18 protein-coding genes are annotated in these 15,493 nt (G+C 70.1%); 8 read left to right on the forward strand and 10 right to left on the reverse strand.

The features are described 5' to 3' along the window. The first annotated feature begins 204 nt into the window (after positions 1–204). Positions 205–834, forward strand: a complete 630-nt coding sequence (locus tag ABZV38_RS20305) for a TetR/AcrR family transcriptional regulator (RefSeq protein ID WP_356328823.1) — start codon at positions 205–207, stop codon at positions 832–834. Positions 835–859: 25 nt separating this feature from the next. On the opposite strand, the gene ABZV38_RS20310 is transcribed toward ABZV38_RS20305, so the two are convergent. The 4 genes from ABZV38_RS20310 to ABZV38_RS20325 form a co-directional block, all read right to left on the reverse strand. Continuing rightward, positions 860–2,560, reverse strand: coding sequence for a methylmalonyl-CoA mutase family protein (locus ABZV38_RS20310; protein WP_356328826.1), 1,701 nt, complete (start codon positions 2,558–2,560; stop codon positions 860–862). Positions 2,561–2,645: 85 nt separating this feature from the next. Then, positions 2,646–2,978, reverse strand: coding sequence for a DUF3817 domain-containing protein (locus ABZV38_RS20315; RefSeq protein ID WP_356328828.1), 333 nt, complete (start codon positions 2,976–2,978; stop codon positions 2,646–2,648). A gap of 64 nt (positions 2,979–3,042) precedes the next feature. Beyond that, positions 3,043–3,552 carry a MarR family transcriptional regulator gene (locus ABZV38_RS20320; RefSeq protein WP_356328830.1) on the reverse strand — a complete coding sequence of 170 codons (510 nt, stop codon included), beginning with the start codon at positions 3,550–3,552 and terminating at the stop codon, positions 3,043–3,045. Between the two features lie 10 nt (positions 3,553–3,562). Further along, positions 3,563–5,065: an MFS transporter gene (locus tag ABZV38_RS20325; RefSeq protein ID WP_356328832.1), complete on the reverse strand. Its 1,503-nt coding sequence runs from the start codon at positions 5,063–5,065 to the stop codon at positions 3,563–3,565. A 74-nt stretch (positions 5,066–5,139) separates the two neighbouring features. Here ABZV38_RS20325 and ABZV38_RS20330 point away from each other — a divergent pair, with 74 nt between their 5' ends. Next, positions 5,140–6,126: a DUF5937 family protein gene (locus ABZV38_RS20330; protein ID WP_356328834.1), complete on the forward strand. Its 987-nt coding sequence runs from the start codon at positions 5,140–5,142 to the stop codon at positions 6,124–6,126. Between the two features lie 60 nt (positions 6,127–6,186). Here the strand turns inward: ABZV38_RS20330 and ABZV38_RS20335 are convergent, their stop codons facing one another. Together ABZV38_RS20335 and ABZV38_RS20340 are read right to left on the reverse strand one after the other, a co-directional pair. Next, positions 6,187–6,480 carry an MTH1187 family thiamine-binding protein gene (locus ABZV38_RS20335; RefSeq protein ID WP_356328835.1) on the reverse strand — a complete coding sequence of 98 codons (294 nt, stop codon included), beginning with the start codon at positions 6,478–6,480 and terminating at the stop codon, positions 6,187–6,189. Next, positions 6,477–6,827, reverse strand: a complete 351-nt coding sequence (locus ABZV38_RS20340) for a DUF3817 domain-containing protein (RefSeq protein WP_356328837.1) — start codon at positions 6,825–6,827, stop codon at positions 6,477–6,479. The genes ABZV38_RS20335 and ABZV38_RS20340 overlap by 4 nt, the downstream gene beginning before the upstream one ends. 211 nt (positions 6,828–7,038) lie before the next feature. Between ABZV38_RS20340 and ABZV38_RS20345 the strand changes: the two genes are divergently transcribed. The 4 genes from ABZV38_RS20345 (at position 7,039) to ABZV38_RS20360 (ending at position 9,712) form a co-directional block, all read left to right on the forward strand. Then, positions 7,039–7,671 carry an AIM24 family protein gene (locus tag ABZV38_RS20345; protein ID WP_330248977.1) on the forward strand — a complete coding sequence of 211 codons (633 nt, stop codon included), beginning with the start codon at positions 7,039–7,041 and terminating at the stop codon, positions 7,669–7,671. Then, positions 7,671–8,321, forward strand: coding sequence for an AIM24 family protein (locus ABZV38_RS20350; protein ID WP_356328839.1), 651 nt, complete (start codon positions 7,671–7,673; stop codon positions 8,319–8,321). The genes ABZV38_RS20345 and ABZV38_RS20350 overlap by 1 nt, the downstream gene beginning before the upstream one ends. After that, positions 8,318–9,100, forward strand: coding sequence for an AIM24 family protein (locus tag ABZV38_RS20355; protein WP_356328841.1), 783 nt, complete (start codon positions 8,318–8,320; stop codon positions 9,098–9,100). The genes ABZV38_RS20350 and ABZV38_RS20355 overlap by 4 nt, the downstream gene beginning before the upstream one ends. A gap of 135 nt (positions 9,101–9,235) precedes the next feature. Further along, positions 9,236–9,712 (forward strand): MarR family transcriptional regulator, encoded by a 477-nt coding sequence (locus tag ABZV38_RS20360; protein ID WP_356328842.1) that lies wholly within the window; start codon positions 9,236–9,238, stop codon positions 9,710–9,712. A gap of 172 nt (positions 9,713–9,884) precedes the next feature. Here ABZV38_RS20360 and ABZV38_RS20365 read toward each other — a convergent pair whose 3' ends face one another. Continuing rightward, on the reverse strand, positions 9,885–11,366 hold the full coding sequence (locus ABZV38_RS20365; RefSeq protein WP_356328844.1) for a HAMP domain-containing sensor histidine kinase: 1,482 nt from the start codon (positions 11,364–11,366) through the stop codon (positions 9,885–9,887). Beyond that, positions 11,363–11,875: a response regulator transcription factor gene (locus ABZV38_RS20370; RefSeq protein ID WP_356328846.1), complete on the reverse strand. Its 513-nt coding sequence runs from the start codon at positions 11,873–11,875 to the stop codon at positions 11,363–11,365. The genes ABZV38_RS20365 and ABZV38_RS20370 overlap by 4 nt, the downstream gene beginning before the upstream one ends. A 120-nt stretch (positions 11,876–11,995) precedes the next feature. On the opposite strand from ABZV38_RS20370, the gene ABZV38_RS20375 reads away from it, so the two are divergent. Continuing rightward, positions 11,996–12,454 (forward strand): PepSY domain-containing protein, encoded by a 459-nt coding sequence (locus tag ABZV38_RS20375; protein WP_356328848.1) that lies wholly within the window; start codon positions 11,996–11,998, stop codon positions 12,452–12,454. Positions 12,455–12,570: 116 nt separating this feature from the next. On the opposite strand, the gene meaB is transcribed toward ABZV38_RS20375, so the two are convergent. Together meaB and ABZV38_RS20385 are read right to left on the reverse strand one after the other, a co-directional pair. Further along, positions 12,571–13,527, reverse strand: a complete 957-nt coding sequence (meaB, locus tag ABZV38_RS20380) for a methylmalonyl Co-A mutase-associated GTPase MeaB (RefSeq protein WP_356328850.1) — start codon at positions 13,525–13,527, stop codon at positions 12,571–12,573. Positions 13,528–13,568: 41 nt separating this feature from the next. Further along, a complete protein-coding gene (locus ABZV38_RS20385) occupies positions 13,569–14,774 on the reverse strand; it encodes an acetyl-CoA C-acetyltransferase (RefSeq protein ID WP_356328853.1) in 1,206 nt (401 codons plus the stop codon). Positions 14,775–14,909: 135 nt separating this feature from the next. On the opposite strand from ABZV38_RS20385, the gene mce reads away from it, so the two are divergent. Continuing rightward, complete coding sequence (gene mce, locus ABZV38_RS20390) at positions 14,910–15,338, forward strand: methylmalonyl-CoA epimerase (protein WP_356328855.1); 429 nt, start codon at positions 14,910–14,912, stop codon at positions 15,336–15,338. Positions 15,339–15,493 lie beyond the last annotated feature (155 nt).

A 15,493-nucleotide genomic window follows, 5' to 3' on the forward strand; every position in this document is an offset into this window, starting at 1 on the left:
AAGGGCCCCTTTTCCTTGCCGGGTCCCCACCCGGCGCATGTGGCTGTCGTTCGCTCGTGGCGCAGGCAACGGCGCGGCCGCCGTCCTTACGCTACGACCCGTAGCGTAACTGTCCCGCACCCCTCATGCACAAGAGTGTTCGGTGATCTGTCTCACGACGAACGGGACCGGCCGGTTCTCCTTACTGGCGGGTATGGTCACGGGATGCTGAGCCACGGCCACCCCAAATCCGCCCGAACGGGTCGACCGCGCAGCGCCGCGGCCGATGAAGCGATCCTGGAGGCCTGCCGGGCCTCGCTGGTCGACCTCGGCTGGTCGAAGCTGACGATGGGTGATGTGGCCACGCGGGCCGGGGTGGCCAAGACGACCCTCTACCGCCGCTGGGCCGGGAAGAACGAACTGGTCGTCGACGCCGTCGCGGTCCTCTTCGACGAGCTGGAACTGCCGGATCTGGGCAGCCTGTCGGCCGATGTGCAGGGCGTGGTGCTGCAGTTCGCCGCACTGCTGGAGCGCCCGGAGACCAGGACCGCGCTGATGGCCGTGGTCGCCGAGTCGACCCGCGACGAGGCGCTGCGGGCCCGGATCCGCGACTCGATCGTGGACCGGCAGAAGCGTCTTGTGCTGCTGGGACGGCAACGGGCGCAGCAGCGCGGTGAGTTGCCCGTCGAGGCGGACGAGGCAACGGCGGCCAGGACGGCCGACCTGATCTTCGATGTGATCGCCGGTGCGGTCGTGCACCGGACGCTGGTGAGCGCCGAGCCCGTCGACGAGGACTGGGCCCGGCGCTTCACCGTTCTGCTGCTCGCGGGGCTGGGCGCGGCGGCCGCCACGTAACGCGGGGCCGTCGGCCGTGCGGCCCTCAGAAGCCGGGCGGCTCGGTGTAGGTGCCCCACTCGTCCCGCAGGACCCCGCAGATCTCACCGAGCGTCGCCTCGGCCCGTACCGCGTCGAGCATCGGTCCGATCATGTTCGAGCCGTCGCGGGCGGCGGCCAGCATCGCGTCCAGCGAGGCGCGGACGCGGGCGTCGTCACGGGCGGCCTTGCGGCCGACGAGCTCGCGGACCTGCTCGCGCTCGACCTCGTGGCTGACCCGCAGGATCTCCAGGTCGCCGGTGACCGAGCCGTGGTGGACATTGACGCCCACGACCCGCTTGTCGCCCTTCTCCAGCGACTGCTGGTACTGGAAGGCGGACTCGGCGATCTCGCCGGTGAACCAGCCGTCCTCGATCCCGCGCAGGATGCCGGAGGTCATCGGCCCGATGGGGTGCTGCCCGTCCGGATGCGCCCTGGTGCCGCGCTCCCTGATCTGGTCGAAGATCTTCTCGGCGTCGGCCTCGATCCGGTCGGTGAGCTGCTCGACGTACCAGGAACCACCGAGCGGGTCCGCCACATTGGCGACGCCGGTCTCCTCCATCAGCACCTGCTGGGTGCGCAGCGCGATCTCGGCGGCCTGCTCGGAGGGGAGCGCGAGGGTCTCGTCGAGGGCGTTGGTGTGCAGCGAGTTGGTGCCGCCGAGGACGGCGGACAGGGCCTCGACCGCCGTTCGTACGACGTTGTTGTACGGCTGCTGGGCGGTGAGGGAGACCCCGGCGGTCTGGGTGTGGAAGCGGAGCCACTGCGCCTTGTCGGTCTTCGCCCCGTACACCTCCTTCATCCAGCGGGCCCAGATCCGGCGGGCGGCGCGGAACTTGGCGATCTCCTCGAAGAAGTCGAGGTGCGCGTCGAAGAAGAAGGAGAGCCCGGGGGCGAAGGTGTCGACGTCGAGCCCGCGGGAGAGGCCGAGCTCCACGTAACCGAAGCCGTCGGCGAGCGTGTACGCGAGCTCCTGCGCGGCCGTCGCCCCGGCCTCGCGGATGTGGTAGCCGGAGACCGAGAGCGGCTTGTACGCGGGGATGGCGGCGGCGCAGTGCTCCATCAGGTCGCCGATCAGACGCAGATGGGGCTCGGGCTGGAAGAGCCACTCCTTCTGCGCGATGTACTCCTTGAAGATGTCGGTCTGGAGCGTGCCGTTGAGCACACCCGGGTCGACGCCCTGGCGCTCGGCGGCGACCAGGTACATGCAGAAGACAGGGACGGCGGGGCCGCTGATCGTCATGGACGTCGTGACGTCGCCGAGCGGGATGTCCTTGAAGAGGACCTCCATGTCGGCGGCGGAGTCGATGGCGACACCGCAGTGCCCGACCTCGCCGAGCGAGCGCGGCTCGTCGGAGTCGCGGCCCATCAGCGTCGGCATGTCGAAGGCGACGCTGAGCCCGCCGCCGCCCGCGGCAAGGATCATCTTGTACCGCTCGTTGGTCTGCTCGGCGTTGCCGAAGCCGGCGAACTGGCGGATGGTCCAGGTGCGGCCGCGGTAGCCGGTCGGATAGAGGCCCCGGGTGAACGGGTACTCGCCCGGCCAGCCGATCCGCTCGAACCCCTCGTAGGTGTCCCCGGGGCGGGGCCCGTAAGCGGGCTCGACCGGGTCCCCGGAGAGCGTGGTGAAGTCCGCGTCACGCTTGCGGGCCTTGTCGTAACGGGCCTGCCAGCGTCGGCGGCCTTCCTCGATCGCGTCAGCGTCCATGGAATCCAATTTACTAGGACGTCCTAGTAAATGTCGATGACAAACCGCCCCGCGCTTTGCGCAGGGCGGTTCGGGTGGGGCCGGGTCAGACCTTGGCGGTCACCGGGGAGCCGTCCGCGATCAGCGGCTCGACCTCCTGGACGACCTTGCGCTCGACGAAGAACGCGGCGGTCGGGATCGTGCCGGAGATCAGCACCCAGAGGAGCTTGCCCATCGGCCACTTCGCCTTGGAACCCAGATCGAAGGCGAAGATGAGGTAGATGATGTACAGCGCACCGTGGATCTGGGAGACGACGAGCGTCAGGCCCTCACCGGTGTCGAAGCCGTACTTGAAGACCATGCAGGTGCAGAGCACCAGCAACATGACGGCGGTGACGTAGGCCATCACCCGGTACCGGGTCAGCACACTGCGTTTCATGGCAACGAGCGTAACCGGGCAACCGGGGCGATCTTGAAGCGGGCCGGGGGTCGGACGCGCCGGTCTAGCTCTCTTCGAAGTCGTGGGCCGCGACCCGCAGCGGACGCAGCATGGCGAAGATCTCCGCGCACTCCTCGGCGTCGTACACCCCGAGTCCGAATTCCATGTCCACGAGGTCCCGGGTGGCCGCCTCGACCACCACGCGGCCCTTCTCGGTGATGGACGCGAGCGTGCCGCGGCCGTCGTTCGGGTTGGGCCGCTTGTCGACCAGGCCGGACCTGACCAGCCGGTCCACGGTGTTCGTGACGGAGGTGGGGTGGACCATCAGCCGCTCGCCGATCTTGGACATCGGCAGCTCGCCCGCCTTGGAGAAGGTGAGCAGCACCAGCGCCTCGTACCGCGCGAAGGTCAGCCCGTACGGTTTGACGACCGCGTCGACCTCGGCAAGCAGGATCTGCTGCGCACGCATGATCGAGGTGATCGCCCCCATCGCGGGGACCGGGCCCCAGCGCTGCTGCCAGAGTTCGTCGGCGCGGGCGATGGGATCGAACGGGAGACTGAGCGGCTTCGGCACGGCACCGACCTTACCCACTGGTCACATGCTGGTCAGCCCCGTCTCGCACTTCGGTCAGAGGACCGCCTGCGGGCGCTGTCGCCCCGACCTCGCGGACCAGCAGGAGCGTGCACACCGTACCGATCGCCCCGGCCCCCGCGACCACCAGATGCACGGGGACGAATTCGGCGGCCAGCCCGGCCAGCGCCATGCCGATGCCCTGGACCGTCATGAGCCCGGCGGTGAGCAGGGTCATGGCCCGGCCGCGGAGTTCTTCCGGGAGGGCGTCGACGAACCACTGGTCGAGGCCGATGATGTACGCCGCCCCCACCCCGGCCAGCGCGAGTGCCGCAAGCGTCAGCGGCAGACCGGGGCGGAACCCGTACAGGGCGAGCGGCAGCAGCCCGGCGGCGGCGACCGGCAGCACGATCCGGGAGCGCATGCGGGGGGTCAGCACGGCTCCCGCGTACAGCTCGGCGGCGATGTGGCCGACCGGCATCGCGCACATCAGCAGGCCGAGGGCGGCCGGGCCGAGGCCGATCTCGTCCGCGTACGGGGCGGCGAGCGCCTCCGGTGCGACGACGAACAGCGCGGGCACCCAGAAGAGCAGCATCAGCGCACGGATCCTCCGGTCGGCCAGAACGATGCGGGCGCCGGCGAGCGACTCCTTGAGCAGGGTGGCGCCGCGGTCGCCGCCGGTCCTGGCGGGCCGGTCACGCGTGCCGAAGCGGAGCAGGACCGCCGAGCAGAGGAACGTACCGACGGTGATGGTGATCGCCCCGCGCGCGGACAACGCGGCGAGCAGCACGCCGCCGACACCGAAACCGGTCAGCAGCGCGCTCTGCGAGACGATCCGCAGCAGCGAGCGGCCCAGTACGTAGAGGTCGCCCTCGCCGAGGATGTCGGTGAGCGCGGCCATCCGCGTCCCGGTGAAGACGGGCGATACGGAGGCTACGAGACAGCGCAGCGCGAGGAGGCCGCCGACAGGGGTGCCGGGCAGCACCATGACGGCGACGCAGCCCGCGCAGATCAGATCGCAGGTGACGAGGACCCGGCGGGCCGGGTAGCGGTCGGCGACGCCGGCGAAGAGGGTGCCGCCGACGAGGTACGGGAGGAAGCCGAGCGCGAAGGTGAGGGCGCTGAGCAGCGGTGAGCCCGTGAGGTCGTAGACGAGGACGGTAAGTGCGAGCTCGCTGACGACGACGCCGAGAAGGGAGAGCAGATGCGCGGCGAAGACGGCCCGGAACTCCCGCACGGCGAAGACGGCGCGGTAGCCGCGGGGCCCGCCGGGGGCGGGGCCGTCCGACGGTGTGTCCGCAGCGGGAGCCGCGACCCGGAGCGCGGGCGACGGGTTCGGGTCAATGGGGTCGGCGCGCTCCGGGGGCGGAGCCGAGGTCGGCACCGGCCCGGCCGGACGGGCGTGCGCGGCGCGGGGCCCGGCTGACGGGTCGTGGGGCGAAGGGCCCGCCGGACCGGCCGTGGTGTCCGCCGCGTCGCGGGGGCCGCCCGCCGGGGTGGGGCTGTGGCTCGGCATGGCCGCAGCTTGGAGGACCGGGGCCCCCGCTCCGTAGACTTTCGGCTGACGCCGAATCTTCGCGGGGGCCGCCGATGCCGTTCCATTTGCATTTCGAAGGGAGCGATCTGCTCCGCTGCCGGTTCGCCCTCTCCCCGCTCTGGGAGACGCAGGCCGCGGTGCGCACCCTTCTGCGCCCCGGGCAGCACGTCTACCACCAGCCCTGGCTGAGGCGCGTCCGGAGCGCCGCCGCAGGTCTCGACCTCGGACCGCTGTGGCTGCTGATGCCGGAGAGCGGGCACAACCCGGACTTCCTCTGCCCACCCCCGATCGGGCCCTATGCCTCGTTCGAGGAGGAGATCGCCGGTGTACGCGCCATCGATCCGTTGCTCATCCATGAGGATCTGGCGCTGACGCTCGCCGACCAGCCGGGGGCGCTGGACTCCCCCGCCGGACAGGCGATGCTCGCCGATCCCCGGCGGACGCTGCGTGAGCTGACCGCATTGATGGAGCAGGCCTGGCAGGTGCTGGTCGAGCCGGACTGGCCGCGGCTGCGCGCGCTGCTGGAGGCCGATATCGCGTACCACTCGCGCCGGCTCGCCGAGGTCGGCTTCGCCCGGCTGCTCGGCGAGCTGAGCCCTCAGCTGAGCTGGACGGACTCGACGCTCTCGCTGACCGGAATGAAGGGCCGGCACTCCCGGGTGCTCGGCGGGCAGGGTCTGGTCCTGATGCCGAGCGTCTTCGCCTGGCCGAATGTGGTCAGCGGGTACGAGCCGCCCTGGCAGCCCGCGGTGATCTACCCGGCGCGCGGGATCGGCAGTCTGTGGACGGAACCCGCGGACCGCACTCCGCAGACGCTCGCGCGGCTGCTCGGGCGGGCGCGGGCCGACGTCCTGTGCGGGCTCGACGAACCGGCCTCGACGAGCGCCCTCGCGCACCGGATGGGCCTCGCGCCGTCCTCCGTGTCGGAGCATCTGTCGGTGCTGCGGGCGGCGGGGCTGCTGACGTCGCGGCGGTACGGGCATCAGGTGCTGTACGAGCGGACGGCGCTCGGGATCGCGCTCACGGCACACCCCGGATGACGATGAGCCCCCGCGCCGTGCGGCGCGGGGGCTCATCGGGTGGTGCAAAAAAAGGGGACGTCAGTCTGCGAGATACCGCTCGACCGTCTCGACCTTGGAGGTCAGGCCGTCGGTGACACCGGCCCGGATATCGGCCTTCAGTACGAGGGAGACGCGTCCGGCTCGGGCCTCGACGGCCGCGACGGCCCGCTTGACGACGTCCATGACCTCGTCCCACTCACCCTCTATGGAGGTGAACATGGCGTCGGTACGGTTGGGCAGTCCGGACTCGCGGACGACCCGGACGGCGTCGGCGACGTACTCGCCGACGTCCTCGCCGACCCCCAGCGGGCTGACGGAGAAGGCGACGATCATGCCTTGACCACGCCTTCCCGGCGGGCCCGGGCGGCGATGACGCCGTCGGTCTCGTAGCGCTTCAGCACCTTGTCGCCGTACAGCCCGCCGAACGGGAGCAGCGCCAGCAGGAAGAAGAACGCGACGCGCTTGAACGGCCACTTGGTCTTGGACCAGACGTCCAGCAGCAGGACGGCGTAGATCACGAAGAAGACGCCGTGCAGCATGCCGAGCGGCATCATCAGGAAGTCGATGTCGGAGACACGGCTGAGGATCGAGCCAAAGATGATCAGCGCCGGGAAGGAAAGCGCCTCGGGAATCGAGATGAGGCGCAGCCGGTGCAGGGCAGTGGCGGTCTTGATGTCCACGAGGGCACCTTCGGTGGGAGGGTCGTGACGGCTTGTGAATTCAAGCACAAGCCTCGCCTATTCTGACATCGCGCCCCGCATGCCCCGCGGGCGGGGGCCGGTGCCCGCCACGGGGCACGTATCGGCGCATATCAGGGCCGTCTCAGGGTCCGGATAGGCCTACGGGCCCTGTCCGGACCCTGGCCCGGGCCGCTACCGTCGACCCGTGGCAATGTTCCGACTCCAAGGCAGCAAGACGCTCGCCGTCGATCTCACCGGCGACGCCGTCAAGGCGAAGAACGGCTCGATGGTCGCGTACGACGGCCGGATGGCGTTCAAGAAGATGTCCGGCGGCGGTGAGGGGATCCGCGGCATGGTGACCCGCCGGCTGACCGGCGAGCAGATGACCGTGATGGAAGTGACAGGACAGGGCACCTGCTACTTCGCTGACCGCGCGAGCGAGATCAACCTCGTGTCGCTGCGCGGCGAGAAGCTCTACGTGGAGGCGAGCAATCTGCTCTGCACCGACGCCGGGCTGCGCACCGGCACCACCTTCACCGGGCTGCGCGGCGGGGCGACCGGCAACGGTTTGTTCACCACCACCGTCGAGGGCACCGGCCAGGCGGCGATCATGTCGGACGGCTCGGCCGTGGTGCTGCGGGTGACGGCCCAGTACCCGCTGTCCGTCGACCCCGGCGCGTACATCGCCCACCAGGGCAACCTCCAGCAGCACTTCCAGTCCGGGGTGAACTTCCGGACGCTGATGGGCGAGGGCTCGGGCGAGTCGTTCCAGATCCGGTTCGAGGGCGAGGGCCTCGTCTACGTGCAGCCGAGCGAACGGAACACCATCGGGGGCGATGTCTGATGCCGTTCCGTGAGATCAACTCGAAGATGGTCGAGGCGACAGTGATCCCCGGCCAGAAGATGTTCAGCCAGCGCGGCGCGATGCTCGCGTACCGCGGCGAGGTGTCGTTCACCCCGAACATCCAGGGCGGCCAGGGCGGCCTGATGTCGATGATCGGCCGGCGGGTGGCGAACGAGGCGACCCCGCTGATGACGGTCGAGGGCAGCGGCACGGTGATGTTCGGCCACGGCGGCCACCACATCCAGGTGATCAACCTGGCCGGCGACACCCTCTACGTGGAGGCCGACCGGCTGCTCGCCTTCGACGGGACGTTGCAGCAGGGCACGATGTTCATGGGCGCGCAGGGCGGGGTCATGGGCATGGTGCGCGGCCAGGTGACCGGGCAGGGCCTGTTCACCACGACACTGAAGGGCCATGGCGCGGTCGCGGTGATGGCGCACGGCGGGGTGATCGAGCTGCCGATCACCCCGGGCCGCGAGGTGCATGTGGACCCGCAGGCGTATGTCGCGCACCACGGCGACGTGCGCAACAAGCTCTCCACCGCGCTCGGCTGGCGCGACATGGTGGGGCGCGGCTCCGGCGAGGCGTTCCAGCTGGAGCTCAGCGGCAGTGGCGCGGTGTACGTCCAGGCGTCGGAGGAGAAGCTGTGAGCACGCCCGTGATCTTCGATCCGATGACGCTGCCGTCGGACGACAACGTCAACGCGTACACCTTCTGCGTGGAGCTCAAGGGGAGCCAGTGGTTCCTGCAGAAGGGCAAGATGATCGCCTACTACGGGCGCATCGAGTTCAACGGTATCGGCCACGGCCGCTTCGACCGGCTGATCCGTACGAGCTTCCACTCGCCGCTGCACGCGAGTGACTGGGTGGTGGCCGAGGGCAGCGGCAAGATGCTGCTCGCCGACCGGGCGTTCGACGTGAACTCGTACGACCTGGAGGACGGAAACCTGACGATCCGTTCCGGCAACCTCCTCGCGTACCAGCCGACGCTGGCACTCAAGCAGTCGATCGTGCCGGGCTTTCTCACGCTGATCGGTACGGGGAAGTTCGTGGCCGCGTCCAACGGTCCGGTGGTCTTCATGGAGCCGCCGCTGCGGGTCGATCCGCAGGCGCTGGTGGGCTGGGCGGACTGCCCCTCGCCGTGCCACCACTACGACCACGGCTACATGACGGGCGTGATGGGCGGGCTCAGGTCGCTGACCGGGATCGGTGGGACGTCGGGCGAGGAGCACCAGTTCGAGTTCGTCGGCGCCGGTACGGTGCTGCTCCAGTCGACGGAGGTCCTGATGCCCGAACAGGCGACGGGGCTGACTCCGCAGCAGGCCGGGGTGCCGGGCGGCGGGCAGCACTCACCCGGTGCAGGTCAACCTGGTTCCACCCCCCGTCTGCCCGGGCAGCTGGGGGACCTCCAGCGCCGCTTCGGTTTGTGACCGGTAGTCTGCAGAGTGTGACGTCGAACGTCTGCGCCCAGCCCGAGCCGGACTCCCGAGCCGGCCTCCGGGCGGGTGCCGGGCGTCACACAACCCACTTCGTCCAGATTTCAACTTCTTAGGTAGAATCCATATATGGAGACCGAGACGGCCACCCGCTGGCTGAGCGACGCGGAACAGTGCGCCTGGCGCACCCACCTGGACGTCAGCAGGCTGCTGATGCACCAGCTGGAGAAGGATCTCCAGCCGTTCGACCTGACCATGAACGACTACGAAATCCTGGTCAACCTCTCGGAGTCGGACGACCAGCGCATGCGGATGAGCGACCTGGCCGCCGCCACCCTGCAGTCGAAGAGCCGACTCTCGCACCAGATCACGCGGATGGAGTCGGCGGGGCTGGTCCACCGGGAGAACTGCGAGTCCGACCGGCGCGGGCTGTTCGCGGTGCTCACGGAGTCCGGTGCGGAGACGATGCGGAAGGTTGCGCCGCACCATGTCGCTTCGGTGCGCAAACACTTCATGGACCTGCTGACGCCGGAGGCACTGGCGGAGCTGCATGCGGCGCTGACGCCGGTTGCGGATCATCTGCGGGGGCGGCGGGGCAAGCCGTAGCGCGGCGGGGCGCGCGAGTGGGGGTGCGCCCGTTGCACGGGCGCGGCGGCTTTGTCCTCAATCGCCGGACGGGCTTGATCTGCCCTCGACCGCCGGACGGGCTTGAATGTGGCCGGGCGGGCCTGGACGGGCCTGGTGGGGGGCGTACTCATCAGCGGGGCTGACGATGCCCTCAGCTGCCTGGATTCGGTCGTGTCGACAGGCGTAGTTCGAAATGGGCGCCGCCCTCCGGGGATCGGGTGACCGCCAGGGTGCCCCGATGTCTGCGGGCCACGTCCCTCGCGATGGCGAGGCCCAGGCCCGCGCCACCCTCGTCGCGGCTGCGGGCGCCATCCAGGCGCACGAAGCGTTCGAAGATCCGCTCACGTTCGGGCTCCGGAATGCCCGCCCCGTCGTCGTCGACCGCGACGACCACGCTGCCGCGTTCCGTACGCACCGAGACGGCGACCGAACTCTCCGCGTGACGCTCCGCGTTGTCCAGCAGATTACCGATGATTCGCGCCAACTGACCGCGTGATCCGGTGAGTTCGATGGGCTCCGACGCCGGCACCGACACCGAAACCGGGATCCGGTCGCCGGTCCGCTGCGCGACCTCCTCGTGGACGAGCGCGCCGACGTCCAGCCGGGTGTTCCCCGGCCGCTCTCCCGCGTCCAGCCGGGCCAGCAGCAGCAGATCGGCGGCCAGTACCTGGAGCCGCACGGTGTCCGCGACCGCGCCCGGCACGTCCAGCAGCTCCGGGTGGGCCGCGCCCACCTCCAACTGCGTGCGCAGCGACGCGATCGGGCTGCGCAGCTCGTGCGAGGCGTCCGCGACGAAGCGCCGCTGACGGTCGACCGAGGCCTCCAGCGCGGCCAGGGTCTCGTTGGTGGTACGGGCCAGCCGGGCGATCTCGTCGCGCGAACCGGGTTCCGGCACCCGCCGGGACAGATCCTCGGACGCCGTGATCGCGGCCATCTCCGCCCGGATGCCCTCGACGGGCCGCAGCGCGCGCCTCGTCACCAGCCAGGTCACCGCGGCGACGATCAGCAGCATGACGGGCAGCCCGATCAGCATCGCACCGCGCACGCTGCCCACCGCCTTCTGCTCGGTGGCGAGCGGGGCTCCCGCGTGGACGGTCAGGGTCACACCGGCGCCGGTGGTGGCGGAGACGGAGGCGAAGCGGTAGTCGGCCGTGTCGCCGTCGACGGTGGCTGTGCCGCTGGTGAAGTCCGGGTCGTCGGAGGAGACTTCGCCGCGGGCAGGGATGTTCCCGTTCGCGCCGTCATCGTCGCCGCGGTCTTCGCCGCCGTGGCGGTCGCCGCTGCCGTCGTCGTCGGTGCCGGCGCTCGTCGGCGCGACGGGCACATGGGGGGTGACCCGGCCCGTACCCGTGCCGGTGATCGCCTCCAGGTCCTTGGACACGGCCACCAGCCGCCCGTCCTCGTCGGTCACCTGGACCGGGTGCTCCTCCTCGTCCGGCAGGTCCAGCTGACCGACCGGAACATCGAGGGCCAGCTGTCCGGCGACCTCACGGGCCGCCACCTCCGCCTGGAGGCCCGCCTGGTCGGTGAGGTTGGCGCGCAGGACGAGGAGTACGGCGAGCCCGGCGCCGATCAGGGCGACCGCGACCACCACCGTGGCGCCGAGCGCGGCCCTGGCCCGTACCGATCTCACAGCGCCTCCAGCCGGTAGCCGGCACCGCGCACCGTACGGATGGCTGCGGCGGAGAGCTTGCGCCTCAGCGCGCTCACGTACACCTCGACGATGTTCGGGTCCCCGTCGTACGCGAAGTCCCAGACGTGTTCCAGGATGTCCGCCTTGCTGACCACCTGTCCCGCCCGCAGCGCCAGCTGCTCCAGCACGGCGAACTCCTTGGCGGTGAGCGTGACTTCGTCCTCACCCAGGTGGACGCGGCGGGCCGCGGTGTCCAGCCGCAGTGCGCCGACGGTGAGCACGGGTGAGGCGGAACCGCCGCGCCGGCGCCGCAGCAGTGCCCGGATCCGGGCGACCAGCACCACGTACGAGAACGGCTTGGTCAGATAGAGGTCGTACGCCCCCTCGCCCGCCCGGTGCAGCCCTTCGAGGCCGTCGTGCACGACGTCCACGGCGAAGCCCTCGGCGGTGAGCCCCCTGGCCAGGGACGTCGCCAGCCGCTTCTCGTCCTCCACGATCAACAGACGCATACGCACAGAGTGGCAAACGGAACCTGAAGACGGCTTCAGGTGGCTTCAGGCTGCGTTCAGCATCGGTGCGCCACGGTGGTTCACGTTGCACACGGGCAACCCGATCGGGGAGGAACCCTCATGAAGCGCAGGATCGCCATCGCCGCCGTCACCGCGGCCGTACTCGTCGGCGGCGGGACCGCCACGGCCGTCGCCTTCGCCGACGACAGCGGCCGGGACAGCCACGACAGCGCGAAGGTGCTCGGTAAGCACACCTCCGACGACAACAACGACGACCGCAACCTGCCCACGCCTCGGTCGGTCCCCGTCACGCTCTCCGCGGCGATGGACGCCGCCCTGCGCTCGACGCCGGGCACGGTCACCTCGATCGAGCTCGACGACGCCGACCGGAGCGGCGGCGCGCTGCACTGGGATGTCGACATCAAGGGCAAGGACGGCAGGCACCACGAGCTGAACGTGGACGCCAGGACCGCCGAGGTCACCCCCGACCGCTCGGACGACGGTCACCACGGGGACGACCGGCACGACGACGACCGGCACGACCATGATGGGCACCTCGACGGCCGCGACGACGACTGATCAGGGCGCGTAGACCGACAGCGCGAATGGCGCACCAGGGCCCTGTCACTGACGCTTTCTCAGCGCACACCGCCCCGGGCGGAAGGCGGCCCGCACGCCGCCCGTCGCCCCCGGCGTCAGGCCCCGGTGATTCCCGCCACCAATTCGTCCGCCGCGGCGTACGGGTCCAGACGGCCCGCCACGATGCGTTCGGCCAGGGAGTCCAGCCGGCGGTCGCCGTGGAGGTCGCCGATGCGTTCGCGGAGTCTGGTGACCGCGATCGTCTCGACCTCGCGGGCCGCGCGCGCAGCCCGCCGCTCCGCGAGGACGCCGTGCTCCTCCATCCACGCCCGGTGCTTCTCCAGCGCCTCGACGACCTCGTCGATGCCCTCGCCCCGGGCGGCTACCGTCTTCACGATCGGCGGCCGCCAGTCGCCGGGCCCCCGGGACTCCCCGAGGCCCAGCATGTGGTTGAGCTCGCGCGCGGTGGCGTCCGCACCGTCCCGGTCGGCCTTGTTGACGACGTACACATCGCCGATCTCCAGGATTCCGGCCTTCGCCGCCTGAATGCCGTCGCCCATGCCGGGGGCGAGCAGGACCACGGAGGTGTCGGCCTGGGAGGCGATCTCCACCTCCGACTGGCCGACGCCGACCGTCTCCACCAGGATCACGTCACAGCCCGCCGCGTCCAGCACCCGGATCGCCTGCGGCGCCGACCAGGCGAGGCCGCCCAGATGTCCGCGGGTGGCCATGGAGCGGATGTAGACGCCCGGGTCGGAGGCGTGCTCCGACATCCGGACCCGGTCGCCGAGGAGCGCGCCCCCGGAGAACGGTGACGAGGGGTCGACGGCGAGCACACCGACGCGCTTGCCGGCGCGGCGGTACGCCGAGACGAGCGCCGACGTGGAGGTCGACTTGCCGACACCGGGCGAACCGGTCAGGCCGACCACGTACGCGTTCCCGGCCAGCGGCGCGAGGGCCGCCATGACCTCGCGCAGCTGCGGCGACGCCCCCTCCACCAGCGAGATGAGCCGGGCCACGGCCCGCGGCCGGCCCTCACGGGCCTGCTCGACCAGGGTGGGGACGTCCACCATTACCGCTCCGTTCGGTTCGCTCTGCAGCTGCGTACGTACGACTACTTCTTGCCCGGAACGCGAATGATCAGTGCATCGCCCTGACCGCCACCGCCGCACAGCGCCGCCGCGCCCGTGCCACCGCCACGCCGCTTCAGCTCCAGCGCCAGGTGCAGCACCACACGGGCGCCGGACATCCCGATCGGGTGGCCCAGCGCGATCGCGCCACCGTTGACGTTCACCCTTTCCGGGGAGATGCCGAGGTCCTTCATCGACTGGACGGCGACGGCCGCGAACGCCTCGTTGATCTCGACGAGGTCGAGGTCGTCGACGGTGAGGCCGTCCTTCTTCAGCGCGTGCTTGATCGCGTTGGACGGCTGCGACTGCAGCGAGTTGTCCGGGCCCGCCACATTGCCGTGCGCACCGATCTCGGCGATCCAGTCCAGGCCAAGCTCCTCGGCCTTGGTCTTACTCATCACGACGACGGCAGCGGCGCCGTCGGAGATCTGCGAGGAGGTGCCGGCGGTGATCGTGCCGTCCCTGGTGAAGGCGGGGCGCAGCTTGCCGAGGGACTCGACGGTCGTCTCGGCGCGGATGCCCTCGTCCTTGGAGAAGAGGACCGGGTCGCCCTTGCGCTGCGGGATCTCGACCGGGGTGATCTCGGCCTCGAAGAGACCGTTCTTCTGGGCGGCGGCGGCACGCTGGTGGGACAGGGCGCCGATCTCGTCCTGGTCCAGACGGTTCAGACCGAGGCGGGTGTTGTGCTTCTCGGTGGATTCACCCATCGGGATGTTCTCGTACGCGTCGGTCAGACCGTCGTACGCCATCGAGTCGAGCATCTCGATCGCGCCGTACTTGTAGCCCTCGCGGGACTTCGGGAGCAGGTGCGGGGCGTTGGTCATGGACTCCTGGCCACCGGCGACCACGATGTCGAACTCGCCGGCGCGGATCAGCTGGTCGGCCAGCGCGATCGCGTCGAGTCCGGACAGACACACCTTGTTGACGGTGAGCGCGGGAACGTTCATCGGGATGCCGGCCTTGACCGCGGCCTGGCGTGCCGGGATCTGCCCCGCCCCGGCCTGGAGCACCTGGCCCATGATCACGTATTCGACCTGGTCGCCGCCGATGCCGGCCCGGTCCAGCGCGGCCTTGATGGCGAAGCCGCCGAGGTCGGCTGCGGAGAAGCTCTTCAGGGAGCCGAGAAGACGCCCCATGGGCGTACGGGCGCCCGCGACAATCACTGAGGTGGTACCGGTCGTTCCAGACATGAGGCACGGCCCCTTGGATTAGATGTGAACGAGGGTTTACTTGAATGTACTGAGCGGTACCTCGCCCGTCATCCGGCAGCGGGTGTGATCGCGCGCACGTTGCGTAACCATCGGTGGAGCGCTCCACTGTTGTCCATGCTGACGCGAATCGACCACATCGGGATCGCCTGTTTCGACCTCGACAAGACCGTCGAGTTCTACCGCTCGACCTATGGCTTCGAAGTCTTCCACTCCGAGGTGAACGAGGAGCAGGGCGTGCGGGAGGCCATGCTCAAGATCAATGAGACCTCGGACGGCGGTGCCTCCTACCTCCAGCTGCTCGAACCCACTCGCGAGGACTCGGCCGTCGGTAAATGGCTGGCCAAAAACGGCGAGGGCGTCCATCACATCGCCTTCGGTACCGCAGACGTCGACGAGGACGCCGCGGACATCCGTTCCAAGGGCGTCCGGGTGCTGTACGACGAGCCCAGGACCGGGTCGATGGGGTCCCGGATCACCTTCCTGCACCCCAAGGACTGCCACGGCGTCCTCACCGAACTGGTCACGTCCGCAGCGGAGCACTGACCTCCGGATACCTGGCCCGGTAGAGTGGGCGGTTCCGGGCCGGGGCCGGGTCGGGGCCGCGCCGCGTCCCCAGCCGTAGATCTGTCACCATTCCCCGGGGGACCGTTCGCCGGCGAACGGTACTCATTTGGAGAGTTGCGACCAGGGGACGGATG

Source organism: Streptomyces sp. NPDC005181 (genome assembly GCF_040608395.1).
Lineage (GTDB): Bacteria > Actinomycetota > Actinomycetes > Streptomycetales > Streptomycetaceae > Streptomyces.